A 23,490-nucleotide genomic window follows, 5' to 3' on the forward strand; every position below is an offset into this window, starting at 1 on the left:
AAAACGTGACTGAGTTAATAAAAACAGTCAACGAAGGAGACCCTATATGAAGAAAGCACTAGTTATTTTTTCCATGATTCTGATTGCAACAACTTCGGTATTCGCCGAAAAACCAGCTGACGGCGTATATTTTGCCCAGGAAACTGAGTTCCCCGGATCCGGATGGAAATACAATGTAACTCTCGTGGTTAAACGCGGAAAGATCAAAGAAGTAGCCTGGAACGGTTCTAATATCAATGGTGGAATTACCAAAGATGAAATGTCCAGAGCTGATAAATATGGAATGGTTGCCCATGGTAACGCCATCGCTCCCTGGTGGAAGCAGGCTGAAGCTGTTGAAAAGATGCTGATCAAAAAGCAGGATATCAATGCGATTACCCTGTCAGACGCTGATGGACATACAGACGCCGTTTCCGGTGCAACAATCAAGGTTAAACCCTTTGTAAGTCTGGTAAAAGAAGCACTTGCTGCCGGTCCTGTGGGATATGGTCCTTATAAAGATGGAACATACCATGCTGAACAGGCTGCATTCGACCATGGATACAAATACTTTGTTGATGTAACTGTAACTTCCGGTTATATCGTCTCTGTAAGCTGGGATGCCCTTGCTGAAGGCGGCGGAAAAAACAAAGCTCAGGCTTCTATAGACGGAGAGTATGGAATGGTTGAAAAAGCCGGCGCTATCGCTCCCTGGTTTGAGCAGTCCAACGCTGTTGAAGGCAAAGTTATTATGTCTCAGGACGTAAGTCAGCCCGACGCAATCTCCGGTGCAACAATCGGACTTGATCCCTTCTATACACTGCTGAACGAAGCAATGTCTGGAGCCAAACGTTAATCATTAAAGTTTAAAACTTCAATAACAGGGGCTGTACTGAATATCGGGTACAGCCCTTTTTTAATTAATGACTTCACATAGAAAAATTAACAGATTCAAACAGTTCTCTAATCACAATATCATTCACACTGGAAGAATCATTACTTATTAAATGAGATTCCATTTTTTTTACAGGTCGCAAAGTTATTGAATCTGAGTTAATTTCCATTTCACATTCATCATGATTTACACAATGCTCCATTGCGGCCTGTGGTATCTGAAAACTCATAGAATTGCCAATTTGAGTTAAACGAACCTTCATTTGTACACTCCTCTGGAAAATAAACAATCAATCGATCTTGTTTTGGACAACATGCATATTCCATTGTATTCCAGATTTCCTATATTGGCAATTGCTAATATTTTATAGATTAAATGAGCTGTTTGAAAAGTGGATATTAAATAGACCTGTTCTTTTTATGATCCAACTGAATTTTGTTCATCAAAGCGAACACATCCATCAGGCCCTGAACCGAAACTCCGGGTTTACTGAGGCCGGCATCCTGCAATTCCTTAATCAGATAGTAGGTGGATTCAATTGTAGAGAGACAATATTCGGCAGGCTGCCTCTTGATATGAAATTGTGAAGTATAGGCAGCCGTAAATGAGAGGCGCGGTAAGGTCTGAAGAGATGGTGTTTTATAAACCATCTTTCGGGCCATTATCCAGGTGGCATCCACAAGAAAAACAAGCAGTTTCCGCCCCTTCCCTTTGAGAGAGAAATCACACTCTGCCGCATTCATAGCCTCGGCACCTGGATAGAGAACCATTGGATAATAGTCATCAGAAGCAAGGAGCTCTTTATACCGTTTATTATCATCAAACTGTGTAGCTATAATTATCTCAGAATCAATAAGACTGAGAGAGGTCAAACGGCCTGTGCCTGTTTTTTGCTTATAGGCTTCCCGGGGGTGCATAAGAATTACAAACTTTACACCCGTATCAACAGGATGGATATGAGGGCAGAAACAGGTTGTGAGAGGGCGGAAACATTTATAACATTTCTGTGACATGATTTATTTCCAGAGTGCCCTTGTAATCTCAAGGTGACGACGCATGGCAGCTTCGGCGGCAGCCGCATCTCCACTGAGAATACAGCTTAGGATTTCCTGATGCTCTAATACAGATTTTTCTCTGGATTCAAGAAGTTTCTGGTTGGTCTTTTTCTGCTGAACATAGAGAAAGATCCTGATATTTCGCAGAGTTCTCTCCAGCACAAGATTATTACTGATCTCTGCAATTTTCATATGAAAAAGGAAATCTGCATCGGTGTATAAGTTCATATTCCCTTCAACCGAAGCTTCTTTAAGAAGAGAGGCATATTCTTTCAGAAAGTCTGCCCCCTTCTCTGTGATTTTAACTGCTGCAAGACCGGCGCAATGACTCTCGATCAGAATACGGGTTTCTAACATCTCCTGAAAAATAGTGTCACTGTGATTCAGAAAGATTCCTCTGCCGTGATGCATTGTAAGAATACCCACAGCCTCCATGGACTTGAGAATTTCCCTGATTGTCACAATGGAGACCTTAAACTTCTCAGCAAAAACAGAAGCCGAAGGCAGTTTACCGTCCTCGGTTCTGGGAGTTTCAAAAAGGAGATATGATAATAATTCCTGGGAGATTAGATCTTTTTGTTTAAAGAGATTCCGTGGCATTACATCAATGTATAACATTTAGTCCTTTATCACAATTCCATAAGGACCGTCACTTAACCAGGCTACTCTGATCTCTTTTTTACCCTGATCCGAAAGTTTTTTTATTACGGCTGCCAGGGATTTTTCAAGAAACAGGGATATGTTCTGATCATTCAATTCATACTTTTTTTCATCAGGAAGATAGGCATTACCATTTTCTCCCGGGAGAATGGCATAGTCTTCTTTACTGATCTGGGGAGCATAGTAGATGAACTGTTCCTGAGGAATCACCTTAAAAAGCTTGGACCACATCTGAACCTGCCACTGATCTGGAATAAATTTCCAATTATCAGAACGCAGAAGATTAATAAAACTTTCGGTACTCTTATTTTTCAGATAAGGAAGAACTTTTCGGTAGGAATCTTTTCCTACAGGATCGGGATCGGTACAGTCTGATGCAATAATCAGGTAACTGTCCCTGTTAAGAAGGGGCAATGCAGCGGTTCCTGTCTTGGCAGCCTGATAATGGTTTTTACCCACAAATCCTGCATGGGTCACAACAATGTCGTAAGTACCCGAGCACTCAATCCCCACACTGGCTTTTACTTTCTCGAAAGCCGCCTCATGAGCCTTGATCATATCACCGGCAAAGAATCCCGTTACATCATAATCATCATTGAGGGTAACATTGAAAATAAAATCCGAACCGATGGTAGACGCAACATCCAGTGCCTCTTCATGACAGGGATTATCCTTAAGAATAAGGTCGGTCGATCTTTCATGATCCAGATTCTGAACACCGTGAAAAATAAAGGTGGAATCCTCACCGATCAGTCCGGGACAGATAGATTTACGTCCACCTGACACCCCGGCCATAAAATGGCTCTCCACCAGCCCTGTAAGAATCTTAATATGAGCATCCACATAGATCCGGTTAATCTCAATTTTTGTCCCCGACTTAGAGTGCCCGAGGAATTTAAGATTCTCCGTATCCAGACAGTCATGGTTTATAACCTTAACTCCCAGATTGAAAACCTCGGGATCAATCATTTCACGGAAAACTGAATCCACAAGGGGAATATGGGTACCGTTAGCACAGAGTACAGTAATCTGCTCCGCCCTGGCACCGGCATCCATAAGCTCCCGAATGATAGGCATAAGGATTCCCTGCTCCCCTTTATAGGGGACAGGTCTTGTATTATCAGAAATAACAATGACGGCTTCTCCATCAGGATTCTCATCCAGTTTTTTCCTGACGATTGAGGAAAAACTACCACTGCCTATAGGATGTTCCAGACTGTCCCGAATAACGTCACGGGGATTCTGTACCTTTTCGGCACCCTTCATCCTGAGGATATCAGTATTGGAGGGGAGATCCACTTTAAAGAGCTTATCTCCCAGTTCAAAAGAAGTCGTCATTTCATTAAGTCCTTATTAGAGATTTTTAATTAAAGACAGATCACCTGTCTTGGCTGCCTGAAGAATGGGTCCCATATACTCATCAATGAGATCAGCATTAAGGGGAACAGGCATATTCTGAAGTTTCATTTTCAGCTGAGGATTCTTGGCAGCGGTCAGGGCTCTTTCAACATGCTTGTCAGAGAAACCTTCGACCTCACCCAGAGTCAGTGGGAAATTAATGGCCTTTGCCAGATCAAACATGGCCTGGGCTGCAGCGTTACCGAGTTCCCGACCGGAAAGTGATTCAAAATTGACTGAGGAGTATCCGTATTTCTTAAAGATATTACCGACAATCCTGAGTTCCTTTTCAACCGCAGGTGCAAAGAAAACTGAATAGTAGGGGTTCATGATGGCACAGGCTCTACCGTGAGACAGTACATCAACCAATGAAAAACTGGTAAGGTGTCCACCGTTTGTTCCACCCACCATGATGGCGTATCCACCCATATCGGTTGCCAGGCACAGGGCATCACGGGATGCTGTATCTTTAGGATCTGCAATTACTTTAGGCAGATATTCAACAACAAGAGAGATACCGGCTTCGGCAATTTCCTGACAGGTTTCATAGCTGTCTGTTCCAACAGAGCTGTAATAAACTTCCAGACAGTGTGCAATACCGTCCAGTCCACCGTCCATAGTGACACCCATGGGTAAACCGTAGGTAACTTCATAGTCAAATACAGGATGAGAAGGGACAATTGCGGGGTCCACAACCAGTTTTTTCTGACCGGACTTCACATCGGTAATATTGGAGTATTTTGTCAGATGAGCTCCGGAAGAGGCTACAGTTTCAATTGCGATATGGGGACAGAGTTTAATACCCTTCTCTTCACATGCCTTAGTAACCAGTCCGACTCCGAAATAGTCTTCAATTTCTCCACCCAGGGTTCTGAGCACTTCAGCAGCCTTGGCTGCATCGATAGTAGATCCACCACCAAAACTGACAATTATATCGGCTCCGGAACTCTTGAGGGCATCCGTAATTCTTGAAAGGTCTTCCAGGGGGCAGTTAGGTCTGGCACCGGCCTCTTCACCGACAACTTCCACACCCGCATCCTTCAGGGATTTCTTAATAACGGCAACAAAGTCATCACTTCCGGGAAAATTATCCCTGATAATAATAGCCTTTTTCCCGATTTTTTTGGCAACATCTCCAACCTGGGACATAACTCCTGCACCGAACAGATAATCATCACCCTTAAACTGCTTAAGCAGATCTCTTGCTTTCTCTAAATTTGTCATGTTCTAAACTCCTCTTACTACCAGGACTGTTCTATAGTCCTGGTGCTTTAATTCTAAAGATCGAATGGCCTGATATTGATAGATATAATCATTATATGATTAGTTCTTTAAAATGCCAATACAAAACAACAAAGATATGGAATCATTTGGCAATATTAAAATAAACTGTTTTTTTAATTCATGAATTGTATCACTTATGATTCCTCACTATAATTCTGAGCACATGATTAAACTAAGCAGAGAAATAATTCTTATCGCCCTGCTCCTTGCAGCAGGGATACTGATTGGGAAATTAATACCCTTTCCATCAAGCCTGAGCAGTATGATCCTCCTTCTACTTCTATTGATTACAGGAGTCTTTAAAGAAGAGTATTTCACAGGTGGAATCTCAGATCTGATACTGAAGAATCTCGCCTTCTTCTTTCTCCCCCCCGCAGTGAAGGTGATAGACTCTCTGGGGATACTCGAAGGTGTGTGGGTCAAACTGGTTCTGATTATGTTAATCAGCAATGTTCTTGTGATGGGAGTGACCGGTATGGTTGTTCAGCTCTTTCTTAAAACGGAGAAGGACCATGACTGAAATTCTCAATTTACTGACAGACAACATATTCTTTGGAGTGATTATTACACTGGCCGCCTATGCCGCCGGTAAAAAGATAAATGCCATGACCGGGATCACTGTACTGAACCCCTTCCTTATCGCCATGCTATCTCTTATGGCCCTGATTCTAATTGTAAAGATTCCTCTGGCCAACTATATGAAGGGAGCCAGCTATCTGGAACAGATGCTTCCTGTCTCTATAATTCTGCTGGCACTACCCCTCTATAGACAGAGGGCCAAACTTCAGTCTCATAAGCTGCCGATCCTGGCAGGAATAACTGCAGGAGTGCTTACTTCTATTGTAAGCACCATAGTGCTCTGCCGCCTCTTCAATGTGGATGAACTTCTTTTAAGGTCACTGATTCCCCGCTCAATTACAACACCTCTCGGGCTGCTGATGGTTAAAAACATCAATGGAATCAGCGGTATAACAATGATTGCTATAATATTTAACGGAGTATCCGGAGTTATCATCTATGCACCGGTCTATGCCCTTTTCCGCATTCATCATCCTGTAGCCAAAGGGATCGCCATGGGAACCACATCCCACGCCATTGGTACAGCAAAGGCACTGGAGCTGGGAGAACTGATCGGCGCCATGAGCGGACTTGCAATTGTACTGGCAGGACTGATAACCGTGGCTGCCTATCCTCTGATCAATCTGATTCTTCCCTGATATACCGGAGGGACAGCGCAGTCCGGCAGGTATAGTCCCGGACCGGCAGGCGTAATATAGAAGAGATATTAATAATATTGTTCTATTTCCCTGAATACATCTCTATGCCAGAATGAAAAAGAGAAACATATATTGTTTGATCTTTAAGAATTACAGGCTTAACATGGTAAGGCTGAATCATACCGGTGAGGAATCCTGTTGAGAAATTTAAAAAAAGGCTCCATTCGCAGTCACATGATCTTCTATTTTTCAATCCTCTTTATCAGCGCCATAGGTATCATCAGCCTCTCCATCTATCAGTACACATCCTATTCCATGACCCGGGAGATTCTTGAGTATTCCACCCAGATCGTTGACCAGAAGAGGAGATATATTGATTCCTATTTCAACCGGATAGAAAACAACCTGCGGATCATCGGCAGCAATGATACTGTGATTACTCCTATGAAGGACCTCAGAGAGGACAATTTTGCAGACAGGCTCTTTTATAACCGGGAAGTCTCGGATTTTCTGGTAGGGATTCAGAAGTTCAATTTAGAAATAAAAGACTATATTATCCTGAGTAATGACGGTCTGGTGCAGTATTACACCAATGCCAGTGTTCGTCCGGATTTTCGATTCTTAGAAACCGAGTGGTTTCCCCATGACCTTTCCCGTTATACCCGGGTCACTTTCATCAGCAGTCATCCTCAGGGATACTATTACGATTCGGGCCTCAACAAGGGTGAAGTGATATCCGCAATTATCCCCGTGATTGACTATATGAATACAGAGAGGACCAGATTGGGCATGGTGCTCTGTAATCTCAAGATTCAGGAAATTGAAGCCTTCAATGAATCCGTAAAACTGACAGGGAAGACATCACTCCTGGTACTGGACAGCAATGACAGACTCATCTATTCCACAATCCCGGCGGAAAATAACGCCATCCTCCTTGAAAATCTCCTTTCCCATCTTAAGGGCCGGGATAAAGGGCATTTTATGCTCAACGATGGATCCCGAAAGATGGTTGCTGTATTCTCCTCTTCAGAGGTGACAGGGTGGAAAATCATAGCACTGAGCCCCATAGAAGAACTCCTGGATTACCTTGAAAACATAAGGGCTTTTTCTATTATCCTGATAATCCTCTGTATCCTCCTGGTGTACCTGACATCTGTGTTTATATCCCGGAGGATCTCCGAACCCATTTTCAGATTGATGAGAAAAATGGAAAAAGTGGAAAAAGGGGATTTTGATCTGAAGCTGTATGATCCCGGTTATGATGAGATGGAAAAACTGACAGGCCGGATCGATCTGATGGTGGACAGGATCAATAAACTGAACAGGGATGTGTACTCCCGGGACCTTGTAAACAAAGATGCCAAAATAAAAGCTCTTCAGGCACAGATCAATCCCCATTTCCTGTTCAATACCCTTCAGCTGATCAAATCCCTGGCCGTATGCGGTAAAACAGCCGAAATGAACCATATTGTCACCCTCATGGGGAACATGCTCCGATACGCCACTTATGATACAGAAGGAACAGTCCCGATAAAACAGGAGATTGAACATGTCAGAGAATACATGCAGATACAGGATTACCGGTATCCGGGGATGGTATCCCTCTCTCTTGACTGTCCCGAAAACCTGGCGAGTACAATGGTACCCAAATTCATCCTTCAGCCCATTGTTGAAAACTCCATCCGCCATGGATTCAGAGAAGAGTCTCCGGGAGAAGTGGAGATCCGCATTACCCGAAAAGATGAGGATATTCATATCGCATTGATTGATAACGGAACAGGAATGGAAAAGGATAACCTGGAGAAGATCAGAGAGCATCTTAATAATGAAAACGAAATGGATACGAGTTCCAGTATAGGGTTGAAGAATGTCCATGAAAGGCTCCGCTTGAAGTATGGCTCACCCTATGGGCTGGTCTGCAGCAGTGAACCGGACAAAGGCTGTCATGTGGAGATAACAATACCTGCCTCATGGAAGAGAGGGTGATATGAAGATACTTTTTGTGGATGATGAGAAATGGACCCTGGAATACCTGGAGCTGGCAATCGACTGGTCCTCACTGGGCATGGAGATTGTCGGAAAAGCCTGTAATGGACGGGAAGCGATTCCCCTTATTACAGAAAAAGAACCGGACATTGCCATCGTTGATATCAGAATGCCTGTTATGGACGGCCTTGAACTGATGGAATGGATCAAAGAGAACAGGCCCTTTCTGAAAGTCATTATCTTGAGTGCCTACGGAGAGTTTGAGTATGCTCAGAAAGCCCTCTCTCTGAGAGCTTCAGGATATCTTCTGAAACCCCTGGATGAGACAAAAATGATTAAAGAGATACAGAGGCTATCAGGACTGATTGAATCAGAAAGAAGCAGGAAAAACAATTTTGTCAGGATGCAGGTACAGCTGAGCGAGAGCAAACAGAGAGAAAAGGAGCAGCTTCTCTCAAGGCTCCTGTCTCCCGGAGCCGACGTTCAGGATATATTAACGGAATTGAAAAAAATGGATATGGATACAGAGAATACCTGCTGGTATCTCCTTGTAATTTCAGAAACAGAGAAGGGTGACGGGGAAATACGAAACTCAGTTTCCGAATGTTCCGGTATAGACGGAAGGAGTATTGTATTCAGGAAAAGTCCCGAAGAGTGGGTTGTCCTTATCTGCTGTGGGAATGATCAGGACTATGAGACTTTCGGGCAGTACAGTGCTGAAGCAATATCACAAAACATTACAGAAGGAGACGGTACAAAGCCTTTAATTGTTGTAAGTGAATGTCAGTACGATCTGGACACATTGAATGATGCCTATCAAACTATTATGAAACTGATCAATAACCGGCTTTTCTCCCCTTCAGAAAGGATTATCACAGTATCTCATTCGACTTCCCGGGATGAAAACAGCCGACTCATCGAAAAGGTCCGGCTCTATATGAAAAATAATTACAGCAGACCCATTGGGCTGGAGGATATTGCCGTGGATGTCGGTCTGAGTCGAAACTACCTCTGCTACCTCTTTAAAAAAGAGACAGGTTTGAATATCTGGGATTACCTTACAGCCCACAGGATAGAAGAAGCCAAAAAACTCCTTCATGAATCCAATGACAAAACCTATGAAGTCGCCCTTAAGGTGGGTTATGAGACCCCCGGGTATTTCAGTAAAATGTTTAAAAAATATGTCGGCACCACTCCCAGAGAGTACAAATCAAGGCTCTGATCCTGCCGCTTATCTTAATATCCTGCCAGAAATGAGAATATGTTTCTCTTTCGGGATAATGGGAACAAGGTATAATTTAAACATCCCGGGATAAATCAACCATCCGCCGACGGGCGGACACATAAAATCCGAAAAGGAGAAAGTATGTTACGTAAAATTATGACCGCAGTTATTCTATTGTCTTTCATCGCGGGAGGAGTCTTCGCAGGAGGTCAGCAGGATGCTGCCGGTGAAGAAGCAGCTGTAAAAGTAAAGATCATGGGAATCGGCACAGAAGAAAGAATGAAATCCCTGATGTCGTATCTGAACGAAGAACTGCCGGAAGCGGCAGTAGAGTACCAGTTTGTCTCCAATGATCAGTATGACAGTATTCTCAATACTCAACTGGCAGCCGGACAGGGTCCCGATCTAATTGAAGTGGGAGCTCAGGTAAAGAGTCTTGCCCAGGCGGGATACCTGCAGGATCTGAGTGATCAGGAATTTGTAGACCGCTATCACGAATCGGGTCTCTCACCCTTCCGCTATAAAGGTGGAATCTATGCCACACCTCTCCTCTCCTGGTTTGAGGGGATCTGGTATAATAAAGACATCTTTGCCCAGTATGATCTGACTCCCCCTGCTTCCTTTGATGAATGGATGGACATCCATCAGACACTGCAGGACAACGGTGTGAAACCCCAGATTATGGGAGCCAAATCCTGGGAACCCCAAATGAAACAGTCTATCGCCATGGTTCTGAATGAGTTCTATTCAGACCCTGCAAACAGTAACTTTGATGAAGCCTTCAACAATGGAGAAGCCTTTATGGCCGAAAGCTGGACGGAAATTGTGGAATCCTGGTCAGTCATAGTAGACCGTGGTTTTATCACTCCCGAAATGCTGGGTATCGATTACTCCCGGGCACAGGATGAGTTTGCCTCGGGTAAAGCGGCCATGTGGGAATCCGGTCCCTGGGCGGAGGGAGACCTTAAAGCCAAGAATCCTGAGGGGAACTTCGGTATGTTTCCCATCCCCGGTTTGAGTAAAGGAACCGGATGGCTGGTAGGAGGTCCCGGAACCGCTTTTGCCATCAATGCGGATTCAAAAGTGAAAGAGACCGCCTATGCTGTTCTTGATAAAATATCAAGCACAACAGCACAGGAAATCCTTTTGGAAGGTAATAGTTCCAGCAGCTTCTTAAAAGGTGTAAAAAGTGATCTGGGACCGGAATATTCAGATTGTCTTGATGCCTTTGCCGAAGGGAATGTGTACTGCCCCTGGAACAACTGGTACAGTGCCCAGGCCATCATTATGGAATACGGAAAATCTATGCAGGAGTTCATAGCCGGTGGAAAATCCATCAATGAAGTTCTGCAGACTGTAGATGCCAAAGCAGCAGAAATACAGGCAAACAGATAATCATATAAGGATTTATTCAATTCCCCCAGGCAGCCAGCTGCCTGTCCTTCAACTTGTCCCCCTCGGGGGGCCGGGGTATTGAACGGGAGAAAGTGAAGCCTGCTGATATTTCAGCAGAGCTTCAGCTCTCTTATCCGAACAGGAATAATAATGAAAAATAAAATGACATTACTCAAGCGGGAAATGCAGTATGAAGTATTGCTTGTACCGGCTCTTATAGGATATCTGATCTTTTTTGTATATCCCGTAATCGGCGGTTTTTATTTCAGCCTGACCAGCTGGTCCGCCTACTCCCGGGAAATTAATTTCATCGGACTCGAAAATTTCATAAAGCTGTTTCATGACAAGGATATCCTGACAGGCATCCGGAATACGATGATCTTCGCGGTTCTGTTGACGGTATTCCAGAACGGTCTGGCTATTCCTCTGGCAGTTGTTCTGAACAGGGATCTGAAGTCCAGAAATTTTCTGAGGATGGTTTTCTTTGCTCCCAGTGTCCTGAGTATTCTGGTTGTGGGGTACCTCTGGTCATTTATCATGTCTTCATCAGATTACGGGCTGCTGAATAATATCCTGGAATCCCTCGGTCTGGCACGGGTGAACTGGCTGGGAAACCCGAATATAGCCCTGTATTCCATCATCTTCACCCAGGTCTGGCAGGGCTGCGGATGGTCTATGGTTATTTATCTTGCAAACCTGCAGTCCATCCCGGACGATCTGTATGAATCGGCCGAAATCGACGGTGCCGGCTGGTTTCAGCAGTTTCTTAAAATTACATTCCCCATGTTGGCGCCAGCCCTGACAATCACCTGTATGATTGTGATGATCGGCTCTTTCAAGGCTTTTGATATCGTCTTTGCCATGACCGGCGGCGGTCCGGGACATGCAACAGAAACCATCGGAACAATTCTGATACAGAAGGGATTTACAGAAGGACGATACGGATACGGTTCCGCCCTCGGAATTGTTATGTTCCTCTTTATCGCCGCAATATCCCTTATACAGCTTAAATACCTGAAAGGCAGAGAGGATAAACTGCAATGAAAGAAGTCGCTTTTAAAAATAAATTAGTCATCCGTCCTTTTCTATCACCCATTCGGTCTCAGAAAAAATGGGACATGATCCTCGAATTTTTTATGATCGGCCTGGCTGCAGTGATGGCCATACCAGTTTATTATCTCCTCGTGACGACCTTTAAAACTCCGGCAGAAGCCATCGCCCACCCACTGGGACTTCCCGACCGTATCAGTTTTGATATCTACATCAAGGCCTGGAAAGCCATGGAGTATCCCAAAGCCTTCCGAAACAGCTTTACCATAACCGCCTCATCAGTTTTTATCCTTGTCATCCTCTCCTCCATGGCGGCATTCCCTCTGGCCAGACGGAATCACAGGCTGAACAGGATACTGTTCTTCGGGATACTGGCGGGGATTATGATTCCCTATCATATGGCCCTCATCCCTCTGTACAAGCTGGTCATATCTTTAAAACTTATGAATACACTGATCGGTGTCATACTGATTGTCAGTTTCACCCATGTTCCTTTTTCAATATTTCTCTTCACCGGATTTATCAGAACAATACCCGCGGAGCTCGACGAAGCGGCCTACATAGATGGATGCAGTGTCTTCAGAACATTCTGGAGCATCACCTTTCCCCTCCTGAGACCGGCAGTAGCCACAGTGATCATCCTGGAATCCCTGGGCATATGGAACGACTTTCTCACTCCCCTTCTATTCCTTCAAGGCCGGGAAAAGGCGGTGATTCTGCTTGAAGTATTCAGAAATATCGGCCAGTTCAGCACAGACTGGACCAATCTGTTCCCCATGATGGTCCTGGCTATTGCCCCCATGCTGATTTTCTATATGTTCATGCAGAAATACATCATCAAGGGCATTGCCAGCGGAGCGGTCAAAGGATAAATGTCTCTATGAAAAAGAACAGCACTATACACGTGGTTTTCAAAACCCACCTGGATATCGGATTCACCGCTACGGCAGAAAATGTGATCCGGGACTATATGGAGAGCTTCATCCCCCGGGCCCTGGAGCTTGCGGAAGAAAAAAGACAGGATGAGGGGCCGGACCGATTTATCTGGACAACAGGGTCCTGGCTGATCCATGAATTCCTGGAGAAGAGCACTCCCTCTATGAGAAAGAAGATGGAAGAGGCAATTCTGTCCGGGGAGATCGTCTGGCATGCTCTCCCCTTCACAACACATACGGAACTGATGGACCCCGATCTGTTTAAAGCCGGATTGTCCCTGTCCAAAAGGCTGGATGAGCGGTTTGGAAAAAAAACCATTGCCGCAAAAATGACCGATGTCCCCGGACACTGCCGGGCCATTATCCCCCTCCTGGCTGAGGCAGGGGTCAGATTTCTCCATCTAGGTGTGAATCCCGCTTCAAGGACTGCCGATCTCCCGCCTCTGTTCCGGTGGCAATCTCCCGAAGGCAGTGAAGTGATTGTCAATTATGTGAGCGGTTACGGCCGCTTTACCCAGCTTGAAGGGATGAAGGACCATTTGTACTTCGCCCACGCGGAAGATAACCAGAGTCCTCCCTCGGGGACCGAACTGTCCGAATTATTCAATGCCCTTCGAAAGGAGTATGAACACTGCCGGGTCAAGGCGTCCACCCTTGACGGGTATGCCCGGAGGCTTCTGCCATTTTCACAAAACCTTCCGGTCATCACAAAAGAGATCGGAGACACCTGGATTCATGGAGCTGGAACTGATCCCGGAAAAACGGCTGCTTTCAGGCAGCTGTGTCGTCTCCGGAAGAAATGGCGTGACTCGGGGTTCTCCCTGACAGCTCCTGAGATTGACAGCTTCTCACAGAGACTGCTGTTTATTCCTGAGCATACATGGGGACTGGATGAGAAAACCCATCTGAAAGATTACCGGAATTATTCCCGGATAGACTTTGAAGCTGCCAGAATGACAAGCCCGGACAACATTGCTTCATCATGGAAAAAAATGGAACAGTCCTGGGTCGAACAACGCTCCTATCTGGAGCAAAGTATATCCTGCCTTTCCGATTCCCGGATGGTAAAGGAAGCGGAAGATGCTCTTCAGGCTATCATTCCCCGCCGCTCCTCAACAGATGGCTACAGAGCTGTTAATCCTCCCGAGATAGAACAGCTTGGAAGGTTCAAAGTATCCTTCTCCCCGGAAACCGGTGCTGTCTGTTCCCTGGTGGATACAAAGACAGAGAAGGAGTGGTGCAATCCCGGGGAGCAAATCGGATTATTCCGGTATGAGACCTTTTCGGCAGCATCCTATGAGGAATTTCAGAACAGATACACCATCAACAGGGATGAAACCCGGGAGTGGGCTGTCCCGGACTTCAGTAAGCCCGGAATGGAGGATCTGGATCACCTGACCCACAGATTCTATCAGCCGTTGAAACCGGAATTCTACTTGAAAGAAAATACCGGGGACATCTGTGTCCTCGTAAAATCCATCATGCCGCCTGAAGCTGTTTCAGAATACGGTGCTCCTGCAGAAATCCAGACAACATTCCGGTTCACCCGGGATACCGGAGACCTGGAAGTGGAACTGCTGTGGTTCAAAAAACAGGCAAACAGGATGCCCGAAGCCTCATGGATATCATTCCCGATGAATCCGGGTGATCCGCAATCCTGGTTCATGGACAAAATGGGTGAAGAGATATCACCTTTCGATGTGATCCACAACGGGAACAGAGCCCTTCATGCCGTTCAAAGGGGTATTTGCTACAAAGGAAGAGATGGCCAGTTGAAAATTGAGAGCCTGGATGCACCCTTGGTAAGCCCCGGCCGTCCACGTATACTGGAATTTGATACAAAGCAGCCTGTTCTTTCAGAAGGTTTCCATTTCAACCTGCACAATAACCTCTGGGGAACCAATTTCCCCATGTGGTATAAAGATGATGCTTTATTTCGGTTCAGACTAATTTTTGACTGATGACCATCTGTACACTCTTATAAAGAAAAAACCCGCAGGCAAAGGAGGAAGCCTGCGGGTTAAAAGGAGTTATTTCTTTTTTATTCTTTTCTAGAGTGTTTTCTCATATCCATATAAACGGCAAGAATGATAATTCCACCTTTTACAAGTAACTGGAAATAGGAGTTTACACCCAGGAAGGTCATACCGAAGTTGATAAGACCCAGGGTCATAAGACCGATCATCATACCACCGACTGTACCCACACCACCGGCATGAGAGATACCACCAACTGTTACAGCCGCAATAGCATCCAACTCCATATCGTTCCCTGTAAGAGGGTTAGCCAGTCCAAGACGTGCTGAAAGAAGAATACCTGCGATTCCATAAAGGATACCTGCATACAGGTACACTCTGACCAACTGGGCTTTTACGTTAATACCGGAAACCTTGGCTGCCATGGCATTACCACCAATGGCGTAGATGCTTTTTCCCTGTTTTGTATGGTTCATCAGTACCCAGATAACAAAGGCGGCGACAAGCACATAAAGCAATAGATAAGGAATGGGACCAAGAAATCCCTGTGAAATAACTTTGTACTCATTCTTCAGAGACCCCAGTGTAGAGGCCTGTGTATAAATAAGCTTAAATCCGCGGGCTATGGACATGGAACCCAGGGTAGCAATGAAGGGAGGAATGTTTCCATATGCCACTAATATACCATTAAATAGACCAAACAAAGCACCAACTGTAATACCGGCAACGACAGGGACCCAAAGAGCAAACTCCTGACCTGCATACAAAGCACTGTTGTAGTCAGCAGTCTGTGAAAAGGATGATGCTACACATGCTGAAAGGCCTATAACCTGACCTAAAGAGAGGTCAATACCTCTAGTGATGATGATCATTCCAACACCCAGAGCAGCAAACGCTCTAACTGCCTCTGCAACAACAAGGTTCTGTAGAGAACCGATTCTCAGAGCAGCTCCATTTGTAATGACACCTAAAAAGATGAGCATCGCAATGAAAGTGATCAGACTTGTATGTGTACTTAAGATATTTTTTAATTTAGCCGGAATCTTAATGCCGGCAATTTTACTATTCGTATTTTCCATCGAATTATACTCCTAATGATTATGAAAATTGAGCGGCCAGCCGCATAATAGATTCCTGATTTGCCTCTTCTCTAGTCAAAGTTCCTGTTTTTTTACCATCACATAGAACCATGATCCTACTAGCCATTCCGAGAAGTTCAGGCATCTCGGAAGACACCATAATAATTGATTTCCCCTGTTTGATAAGCTCAGTCATAATCAGGTAGATTTCATACTTAGCGCCCACATCGATCCCTCTTGTGGGTTCATCCATTATCAGGATGTCAGGAGAAGTCATAAGCCATCTGGCAACAATAACCTTCTGCTGGTTTCCCCCGGACAGATTCTGAATGGGTGTATGGTAGTTTGGAGTCTTAGTTCTCAGCTGTTTGTTCATCTTAACCGAATCAGTCTCGATTTTCTTGTGGTTAAGGAGATGACTCTTTTTCAAGTAATCATCCAATGAGGGAATTGAAGTATTATCCAGAATAGAGAGGAGGGGGAAAATTCCTGTACCTCTCCGGTCTTCAGTAATTAGCCCGATTCCATGACCGATAGCTTCTTTTGGACTTTTAATATTTACATGTTTTCCATGAACTTCGATCATCCCCGAGGCGATGCCACGCATACCGAAGATAGCTTCTACAAGCTCAGTTCTCTGAGCACCCACCAATCCACCGATACCCAAGATCTCACCTTTCTTTAATTCGAAGGATATATCCTTGAAAGAACGGGGATTCAGGGCGGTCAGATTGTCAACTTTCAATACTGTTTCTTCACCGACATTGAAATCGATAGGGGGAAAACGGTGGGTCATATCCCGTCCTACCATCAGATTGATAAGTTTATCGTCATCCAGTTCAGAAGCCGGTTTTGTGGCAACCAGTTGTCCATCTCTCATTACGGAAATTTCATCAGAGATTTCAAATATTTCAGACATTTTGTGTGATATATATATAATAGCAACACCCTGATCTCTCAGATTATTGATAATTTTAAAAAGATGATTTACCTCTGTCTCCGTAAGAGAAGAAGTTGGTTCGTCCATAACAACAACGGAGGTACTATAAGAAACAGCCTTGGCTATTTCACATCCCTGTTGGTTGGAAATTGAAATATCACTCATTTTACTCTTGGGATTTATCTCCATATCAAGAGTTTTCATGAGTTCTACAGTATCATTGTACATTTTCTTGTGATCGACCAGAGCCAGGGGTCCAATGCGGTGCAGAGGTTCTCTTCCCAGCCAAAGGTTTTCCATCACAAAGCGATCAGGAACATTTGAGAGTTCCTGATGAATCATTGAAACACCTGATTCCAGTGCATTCTTGGCACTATGAAAATCAACTTTTTCACCATTCAGGTAAACTTCACCCTCGTCCTTGGTGTACATTCCAAACAGACATTTCATAAGGGTGGACTTCCCGGCTCCATTCTCTCCCATAAGGGCATGAACAGTACCGGGACGGACCTTCAGGCTTACATTATCCAGAGCCTTAACTCCGGGAAATGATTTGGATATGTTGTGCATTTCCAGGATGTACTCCTGCTGCTTTGACATAATATTTTCCTAAACAATTTTTTTAATAGAAATCCGGAAACAGAACGCTTCCGGATTCTGACAAAATGGTACCCGGCATACACCGGGTACCAAAGAATAAAGACTAAAGTCTAAAATCTACTGCATGAACTCTTTATAGTTAGACATGGTAACAGCCTTGAAAGGTACAAGGTAGCACTGTCCAACAATAGCTGCGTCGTTAGCAGGAGCTTCTGCAATAGGAGCTGTAAGAGGAGCAATTCCCCAAGCAGATTTACCGGCTGCAGAACCTTCAGTAGCCATCATCATTGCCAGTTCAAAAGCTGTAGTAGCCTGTCCAACTGCATCCTGAAGAACTGTACCGAGGAGTTTCTTTTCATCCATGGCTTTTACAGCAACCTGAGTTGCATCAACACCGACAACAGGAATGCTCAGAACAAGTCCGTCACCATCGATGTCTTTTGTAGGATCATTAGGATCATCCATATAACCGTTAGTAATCAGAGATTCAACTGCACCAAGAGCCATTCCGTCATTGTTAGCAATTACTACATCAAACTCACCGCCGTAAGCAGAAATCCATGCGTCCATTTTTGACTGTGCTTCAGAAGGTTTCCAGTTAGCTGTGTCTTCTGCAACAACATTCAATTTGTAACCAGCGTCAATCAGACCCTGTTTTACTGCATTAGTTCTGTAAACCTGTGCAGGATGTCCGAGCTGACCATAAATAAAGACTGCATCGATGGCATCGGGATCACCATTAGCCATTTTCTCGGGGTTAGCTGTGAAATACTCGTCAAGAATCTGAGCCTGAAAAGTACCGGCTACAGTTTCAGGAGAGGAAGCCAGGAAGAAGTTGGGTCCAACTTTCAGGGCTTCAACAGAGGGCTGAATATTTGAGAAAGCTGCAGATCCGCCCTTGGCGTGGATGGCTTTAGCCATATCTTCTGTAGCTTCAGATACGTTAGCAACAACAACAAAGTGTTTTACACCCTGTACAAGAAGAGTATTCATCTGGTCAAGCTGAGCAGCCATATCACCACGTGAATCCTGAAGTTTCAGGGTTACACCGGCATCGGCAGCAAGTCCTTTAAGAACATCAGCATAGTCAGCAACAAACTGTTCATCAGTGTTTCTGATCAGAGCACCGATAACGATCTCTTCCTTCTTTTCCTCAACTTTTGCTTCGGGTGCCGCAGCTTCTTTTTTTTGGCAAGATACAAACAAAACCGAGACCATAGCCAGCAATACTAGAAATTTTTTCATATTTACTCCTTTGAAAAAATAAAAAAATACTTCAGGAGAAACCCTGAACTGAAATCAGATTAAACCCGGTTTTGGAATCCCGTAAGCGAAGATTCAGTACAAAATGTTCAAAATTCAGCACTGTTACAGTGAAAGTTAGAGAATTTTACACTTCTCAGATTAAAAAAATGAGAAAATCTGAGATTCTATTTTGAGGGAAAAAGAAGTTTCTGGTTCTTGATATCATACATATTTTCTCTGGAAATCAGTTCAGAGCCTGTATCAATAGAGGGAGGTACAGATCTTCCTTTAATCAAATAATATGCATTCTGAACTGCAAGATATCCCATATTATATGGCTTCTGTACGAGGGTGGCCTTGATAATTCCATCTTCAAGCCCCTGTATCAGCTCCAGGTCGCTGTCAAAGGTTACGAAAAGAATATCCCCTGCCCTCTCTGAATCTTTTATAGCCCTGTAGGTACCTACGGCAGAATTTTCATTCAATGCAGCTATGGCTTTAAGCTCAGGATATTCCGATAAAATCCGCTTTGTTTCAGAATAGCCAAGATTCATATTGTTATTAGTATAAATAGTATCCAGGATTTTAAATTGTTCACCCAGAGCGGACCGGACTCCCATTTCCCGTTCAATTGCAGGAGAACTGTCTGCAACAAAACTTATAATTGCCACAGTATCTCCGGCATTAAGCTGCCCCGTCATATAGCCGCCAAGCTTGGCCCCGGCAGCAATATTGACTGTGCCTATCTCGCATTGTGAATCATTACTGGAGATAAACGAGTCTACAGTGAGAAGATCAATTTTCTTTTCTCTGGCCATGGCTGCTGCAGGAACAAGACGATTAAAATCTGTTGCAGCAAGTATGATTGCATCAGGTTTACTCTCAATAACTTCTTCCATAATATTTATCTGCTGCTGAATATTGTCCTCCATGTCCGGTCCGTTAATCGTGATATTAACCCCCAGATCTTCTGCGGCCTGAATAGCACCCTTCTCAAGAATTACCCAGAATTCGCTGATTCTTTCAGTCGTTTTCATAACAAGAACCACATCATATTCCCTGTTGAATACAGAAAAGAAATTCATATTGGTAGAGAAAAAATACATCAGAAGTACAGCAAATACAATGAGGATATTCAGCGAGATGATCTTACTCGGTTTCATACCGGTGGCTCCTTGATAAAGGGAATGGTGAATCCGATACAGGTTCCATGTCCTTCTTCACTTTCAAAAAACAGATCATATTCCTTTCCGAAAAATATATGCAGACGTTCCTGAACATTCTGCAGGCCCATTCCACTGCGTGAGGAGGCAGGTATTTTTCCAGCCCGAAGCTGCTCAAGGGTATCAGAGTCGATCCCGGGCCCGCTGTCTTCTACAGAAAACCTGATAACTTCACCCTCTTTTACAGCCTTGATGGTGATCATCCCCTCTTTCTTCTGATTCTTGATTCCATGATAGATTGCATTCTCAACAAGAGGTTGAAGAAGCAGTTTCAATGAATAAAAGGAGTATAATTCCGGATCAACAAGGATTCGATAATCCATCTTGTTCTTATATCGCATCTGCTGAATAACCATATAGGATGAAATATGTTCTATGACCTGGCGAATGGGAATAATCTCTCTCCCCTTGTTCAGACTGAGTCTAAAAAAATCCGCCAGCTCTTCGGTCATCCTGACGGCTTCATCATTCTCATTACCTTCTATGAGCCATATGATTGAATCCAGAGTATTGTAGAGAAAATGGGGATTGATCTGCGCCTGAAGAGCCTTGAATTCATTCTTTCTCTTTAGCTCCTGCTCCTTTTCATTCTGAACCATCAGATCTTTTATCTTCTTGATAGCAATATTACAGTCTTCGGCCAGATCATAAACCTCATGATCACACTGCACGTTTATCTTAATATCAAAATTTCCTTTCTCCACCTCCTGCATGGACTTACGCAGGCTCTCTATAGGCTGAACGATTCTCCCTGAGATGAGAGTGGAGATGAGTATAACAATGGAAAAAGTCAGTAGAGTCAAAAGCCAGAGAAAATTCTGAAGCTCCCGCCGGCCTGCAAGGAGCTCTTTCACATTTGAGACTCCCACTATGGTCCAGCCCGTCTGCGCCGAACTGCCAAAGGTATACAGAATATCCTCATCATCGACTCTCGAAAGAAGAGAGCCTTTTTTCAAATTCAGAATCTGCTCTATTTTTTCATGTTTCAGATCGTTGTAAATCAGGTCCTGCCGTGGATGATAAACGATTTCCCCCTCGGGATTGATAATAAAGATGTATCCTTTCTCACCTATCTCCACATTACTGCTGAGTTCCTGAATAACATCATAGTTAAGATCCAGCAGCAGGATTCCCTTCTTCTCTCCATTCAGGTGAAAGGAACGGCTTATTGAGTTCACCCATGGATACTGCCCTTCCAGCAGGTTCTGAACATGTGATGATGTGATATATGGTTTCTGAAACTGCAGCCCCGCCTTCTGATACCAATCTTCATTTCTGAAATCAAAGGCGTCATTGAGTACATCTTCAGGATTCGAGCTGATAAAATCCCCATCTTCAAACAGGAGAATAAGATTAACCAGGTCGCTGCGGATCTCCTTGATAGAGTAGAGAAAGCCCTGCACTCCCGGTTTGAGAGACTCTCTTATGTCTGAGAGGCTGGGAGAAGAGAGATACTCCTGCACATCTTCATGCTGCATGACAACAGATGAGATATCGTCCATATAGGAGATATAGTTATCTATGATTCCATTCATCTGATGAATCATCTGTGAAACATAATTGTTGTTGTTCTCTTTAAGAGTCCGTTCAAAAAGAATGCTGGTTGTGATTCCAAATACAAGGAGTTCCAGAACCAGCATGGCTGAGAAACTCCATATAAGCTGATTCCTGATACTGTAGCTGGTCCTTCTGGAATAATTTCTCACAATTTATTCCTGTATTGAGAGGGAGTCATACCGGTGTTTTTCTTAAATAAACTGGAGAAATAGCGAGAGTCAGAATAGCCCACAAGTTCCGCTATCTCAAAAAGTTTTCTATCACTGGTTTTAAGTAATTCACAGGCTTTGGAGACCCTCAGCCCTGTCAGATACTCAACAAAGGTCTTATCCATAAACTGTCTGAACAGTTTACTCAGATAACTGGGACTTATAAAGAAAAGAGATGTAATTTTTTCCACTGTAATATCTGCAGAAGTATACTCTTTTTCAAGATAGGCCTGGATTTCATTGATTTTCTTCTCTGGGAATGTCCGCCTGTTCTCTTTCAGAAGGCCTGAAACTTCTCCCAGGCAGGATACAAGGCGATCCTCAACAGATTCTATATTTTCAAGACCTGGTATGCCAGCCAGAGACTCACTCAGCCTGTTCAGGTCATCAAATGAAAGACTGTCTTCCAGGCTTCCCAGGAAATCAATGACTCGAAATGTGAATTTTGCAATTTCAAGACGGATACGAACCGGAGATAAACCACTGTCCCGGAGAATAAATATAAAATCCTTTACCAGATCAGAGACTGAATCGGCGGACTGCTGTTTCAATGCATTCATTAATCTGTCTGCATTCTGAAGGAAGCGGTTGTGCCTGTCGGCATTACTGTCTACAGAATCCTGAAACAGGAAGACCGAACTGTTTCCCATAATAAGGCGGTTTTCAAGAGCCTGATATGCCTGCCTGGTTGAGAGGTGCAATTCAGACATTCCATGCACTGAACCACCCAGACCGATAGACATGGTAAAGTCAGGAAGGACAGAAATTGATCTGCCAAGCTGTTCGGCCAGATATCGGGCAGTATGATTAAGGGATGCTTCTTTATCATCATACAGAATTATACAGACAGCAGGCTCAGGTGGTTGGCAGATAAGCATCCGGGGAACCTTCTCTCTGAATTTCTCAACTTCCTCCCGGACTGCCAGAAGGTAAAGATCCTGTGTAAGTACGCCGGGAGAAGGCTTATCCTGAGAATCAAGATCCACCACCAGAACACTGTAGTAATCACTTGCCGGCATCTGTCCCTGAAGAATATCCTGATACTCAAGAATCTCTTCCGTTTTTATGGGACGGCTGAGTACCCTGCACAGAAATCTTTCCCGGATCACCTGCCGGTGTTCTTCCTGCAGCTGCAGGAGTCTGTTCATATCCAACTGAAAAGCTTTTCTCCTGGAGAGCTCCTGCCTGATCCGCTCCAGAAGCTCACGGATTTTCCGGGAGCTGAGAGGTTTTAGTACATATTCATGAACATTGACCAGCATGGCCTGCCGGGCGTAGTCAAAATCTTCATATCCGCTAAGGATAATAACCAGAGTATCCGGTGAGTTTTCGGCAATAAATTGAGCTACTTCGAGCCCGTCTTTCCCCGGCATGCAGATATCGGTTATAACAACATCAGGCTGAAAATCACGGACTGCCTCTATGGCGGACTCTCCATCCTCACAAGGGGGAAGGAATTTAAATCCCTCTTCTTCCCAGTTTATCTTTCTGCTGATTCCTTCACGGATGATCTGTTCATCATCCGCAAGTAAGAGGGTGTATTTGGACATAGCATTATAGTATAGCTAAGCCGGCCGAGCGT

Annotated in this window: 20 protein-coding genes; 9 read left to right on the top strand and 11 right to left on the bottom strand. The window is 44.3% G+C overall.

The features are described from left to right. Positions 1-46: 46 nt before the first annotated feature. Positions 47-835, top strand: a complete 789-nt coding sequence (locus tag DV872_RS01700) for an FMN-binding protein (RefSeq protein ID WP_114628106.1) — start codon at positions 47-49, stop codon at positions 833-835. Positions 836-908: 73 nt separating this feature from the next. On the opposite strand, the gene DV872_RS01705 is transcribed toward DV872_RS01700, so the two are convergent. From DV872_RS01705 to DV872_RS01725, 5 genes are all read right to left on the bottom strand, one after another. Beyond that, positions 909-1,136 (bottom strand): hypothetical protein, encoded by a 228-nt coding sequence (locus DV872_RS01705; RefSeq protein ID WP_114628107.1) that lies wholly within the window; start codon positions 1,134-1,136, stop codon positions 909-911. Positions 1,137-1,272: 136 nt separating this feature from the next. Beyond that, positions 1,273-1,887, bottom strand: coding sequence for a tRNA-uridine aminocarboxypropyltransferase (locus DV872_RS01710; RefSeq protein WP_114628108.1), 615 nt, complete (start codon positions 1,885-1,887; stop codon positions 1,273-1,275). A gap of 3 nt (positions 1,888-1,890) precedes the next feature. Further along, on the bottom strand, positions 1,891-2,529 hold the full coding sequence (locus tag DV872_RS01715; protein ID WP_158546779.1) for a FadR/GntR family transcriptional regulator: 639 nt from the start codon (positions 2,527-2,529) through the stop codon (positions 1,891-1,893). Positions 2,530-2,547: 18 nt separating this feature from the next. Further along, the gene (larA, locus tag DV872_RS01720) at positions 2,548-3,927 is read right to left on the bottom strand and encodes a nickel-dependent lactate racemase (protein WP_114628110.1); all 1,380 of its coding nucleotides are present in this window, start codon (positions 3,925-3,927) and stop codon (positions 2,548-2,550) included. A 15-nt stretch (positions 3,928-3,942) separates the two neighbouring features. Then, the gene (locus tag DV872_RS01725; RefSeq protein ID WP_114628111.1) at positions 3,943-5,211 is read right to left on the bottom strand and encodes an iron-containing alcohol dehydrogenase; all 1,269 of its coding nucleotides are present in this window, start codon (positions 5,209-5,211) and stop codon (positions 3,943-3,945) included. 223 nt (positions 5,212-5,434) lie between these two features. Between DV872_RS01725 and DV872_RS01730 the strand changes: the two genes are divergently transcribed. From DV872_RS01730 to DV872_RS01765, 8 genes are all read left to right on the top strand, one after another. Further along, the gene (locus DV872_RS01730) at positions 5,435-5,791 is read left to right on the top strand and encodes a CidA/LrgA family protein (protein WP_158546780.1); all 357 of its coding nucleotides are present in this window, start codon (positions 5,435-5,437) and stop codon (positions 5,789-5,791) included. Beyond that, entirely contained in the window at positions 5,784-6,488 is a 705-nt protein-coding gene (locus DV872_RS01735; protein WP_114628113.1) for an LrgB family protein, read from the top strand. The genes DV872_RS01730 and DV872_RS01735 overlap by 8 nt, the downstream gene beginning before the upstream one ends. Before the next feature lie 198 nt (positions 6,489-6,686). Then, positions 6,687-8,474, top strand: a complete 1,788-nt coding sequence (locus DV872_RS01740; protein ID WP_114628114.1) for a sensor histidine kinase — start codon at positions 6,687-6,689, stop codon at positions 8,472-8,474. 1 nt (position 8,475) lies between these two features. Then, complete coding sequence (locus DV872_RS01745) at positions 8,476-9,696, top strand: response regulator (protein ID WP_114628115.1); 1,221 nt, start codon at positions 8,476-8,478, stop codon at positions 9,694-9,696. 144 nt (positions 9,697-9,840) lie between these two features. Further along, positions 9,841-11,094, top strand: coding sequence for an ABC transporter substrate-binding protein (locus DV872_RS01750; protein ID WP_114628116.1), 1,254 nt, complete (start codon positions 9,841-9,843; stop codon positions 11,092-11,094). Between the two features lie 150 nt (positions 11,095-11,244). Then, a complete protein-coding gene (locus DV872_RS01755; RefSeq protein ID WP_114628117.1) occupies positions 11,245-12,138 on the top strand; it encodes a carbohydrate ABC transporter permease in 894 nt (297 codons plus the stop codon). Beyond that, complete coding sequence (locus tag DV872_RS01760; RefSeq protein WP_230391395.1) at positions 12,135-13,016, top strand: carbohydrate ABC transporter permease; 882 nt, start codon at positions 12,135-12,137, stop codon at positions 13,014-13,016. Before DV872_RS01755 ends, DV872_RS01760 begins: the two co-directional genes overlap by 4 nt. Positions 13,017-13,024: 8 nt before the next feature. After that, positions 13,025-15,040 carry a DUF5054 domain-containing protein gene (locus DV872_RS01765; protein WP_114628118.1) on the top strand — a complete coding sequence of 672 codons (2,016 nt, stop codon included), beginning with the start codon at positions 13,025-13,027 and terminating at the stop codon, positions 15,038-15,040. 80 nt (positions 15,041-15,120) lie between these two features. Here the strand turns inward: DV872_RS01765 and DV872_RS01770 are convergent, their stop codons facing one another. The 6 genes from DV872_RS01770 to DV872_RS01795 all read right to left on the bottom strand — a co-directional run bounded on the left by DV872_RS01770 (position 15,121) and on the right by DV872_RS01795 (position 23,458). Then, positions 15,121-16,134, bottom strand: a complete 1,014-nt coding sequence (locus DV872_RS01770; RefSeq protein ID WP_114628119.1) for an ABC transporter permease — start codon at positions 16,132-16,134, stop codon at positions 15,121-15,123. Between the two features lie 19 nt (positions 16,135-16,153). Then, entirely contained in the window at positions 16,154-17,674 is a 1,521-nt protein-coding gene (locus tag DV872_RS01775; protein WP_114628120.1) for a sugar ABC transporter ATP-binding protein, read from the bottom strand. 117 nt (positions 17,675-17,791) lie between these two features. Further along, positions 17,792-18,919: a substrate-binding domain-containing protein gene (locus DV872_RS01780; protein ID WP_114628121.1), complete on the bottom strand. Its 1,128-nt coding sequence runs from the start codon at positions 18,917-18,919 to the stop codon at positions 17,792-17,794. Positions 18,920-19,104: 185 nt separating this feature from the next. Further along, positions 19,105-20,082 (bottom strand): substrate-binding domain-containing protein, encoded by a 978-nt coding sequence (locus DV872_RS01785; protein WP_114628122.1) that lies wholly within the window; start codon positions 20,080-20,082, stop codon positions 19,105-19,107. Then, the gene (locus tag DV872_RS01790) at positions 20,079-21,848 is read right to left on the bottom strand and encodes a sensor histidine kinase (RefSeq protein ID WP_114628123.1); all 1,770 of its coding nucleotides are present in this window, start codon (positions 21,846-21,848) and stop codon (positions 20,079-20,081) included. The genes DV872_RS01785 and DV872_RS01790 overlap by 4 nt, the downstream gene beginning before the upstream one ends. Next, entirely contained in the window at positions 21,845-23,458 is a 1,614-nt protein-coding gene (locus tag DV872_RS01795; RefSeq protein ID WP_114628124.1) for a response regulator, read from the bottom strand. The genes DV872_RS01790 and DV872_RS01795 overlap by 4 nt, the downstream gene beginning before the upstream one ends. Positions 23,459-23,490 lie beyond the last annotated feature (32 nt).

Source organism: Oceanispirochaeta sp. M1 (assembly GCF_003346715.1).
In the GTDB taxonomy this organism is placed as follows: Bacteria; Spirochaetota; Spirochaetia; order DSM-2461; family DSM-2461; genus Oceanispirochaeta.

Bases quoted from the DNA above. Each gene is read 5' to 3' on its own strand.
- DV872_RS01700 (WP_114628106.1), top strand. From the start codon at position 47: ATGAAGAAAGCACTAGTTATTTTTTCCATGATTCTGATTGCAACAACT.
- DV872_RS01705 (WP_114628107.1), bottom strand. From the start codon at position 1,136: ATGAAGGTTCGTTTAACTCAAATTGGCAATTCTATGAGTTTTCAGATA.
- DV872_RS01710 (WP_114628108.1), bottom strand. From the start codon at position 1,887: ATGTCACAGAAATGTTATAAATGTTTCCGCCCTCTCACAACCTGTTTC.
- DV872_RS01715 (WP_158546779.1), bottom strand. From the start codon at position 2,529: ATGCCACGGAATCTCTTTAAACAAAAAGATCTAATCTCCCAGGAATTA.
- larA (WP_114628110.1), bottom strand. From the start codon at position 3,927: ATGACGACTTCTTTTGAACTGGGAGATAAGCTCTTTAAAGTGGATCTC.
- DV872_RS01725 (WP_114628111.1), bottom strand. From the start codon at position 5,211: ATGACAAATTTAGAGAAAGCAAGAGATCTGCTTAAGCAGTTTAAGGGT.
- DV872_RS01730 (WP_158546780.1), top strand. From the start codon at position 5,435: ATGATTAAACTAAGCAGAGAAATAATTCTTATCGCCCTGCTCCTTGCA.
- DV872_RS01735 (WP_114628113.1), top strand. From the start codon at position 5,784: ATGACTGAAATTCTCAATTTACTGACAGACAACATATTCTTTGGAGTG.
- DV872_RS01745 (WP_114628115.1), top strand. From the start codon at position 8,476: ATGAAGATACTTTTTGTGGATGATGAGAAATGGACCCTGGAATACCTG.
- DV872_RS01750 (WP_114628116.1), top strand. From the start codon at position 9,841: ATGTTACGTAAAATTATGACCGCAGTTATTCTATTGTCTTTCATCGCG.
- DV872_RS01755 (WP_114628117.1), top strand. From the start codon at position 11,245: ATGAAAAATAAAATGACATTACTCAAGCGGGAAATGCAGTATGAAGTA.
- DV872_RS01760 (WP_230391395.1), top strand. From the start codon at position 12,135: ATGAAAGAAGTCGCTTTTAAAAATAAATTAGTCATCCGTCCTTTTCTA.
- DV872_RS01765 (WP_114628118.1), top strand. From the start codon at position 13,025: ATGAAAAAGAACAGCACTATACACGTGGTTTTCAAAACCCACCTGGAT.
- DV872_RS01770 (WP_114628119.1), bottom strand. From the start codon at position 16,134: ATGGAAAATACGAATAGTAAAATTGCCGGCATTAAGATTCCGGCTAAA.
- DV872_RS01775 (WP_114628120.1), bottom strand. From the start codon at position 17,674: ATGTCAAAGCAGCAGGAGTACATCCTGGAAATGCACAACATATCCAAA.
- DV872_RS01780 (WP_114628121.1), bottom strand. From the start codon at position 18,919: ATGAAAAAATTTCTAGTATTGCTGGCTATGGTCTCGGTTTTGTTTGTA.
- DV872_RS01785 (WP_114628122.1), bottom strand. From the start codon at position 20,082: ATGAAACCGAGTAAGATCATCTCGCTGAATATCCTCATTGTATTTGCT.
- DV872_RS01795 (WP_114628124.1), bottom strand. From the start codon at position 23,458: ATGTCCAAATACACCCTCTTACTTGCGGATGATGAACAGATCATCCGT.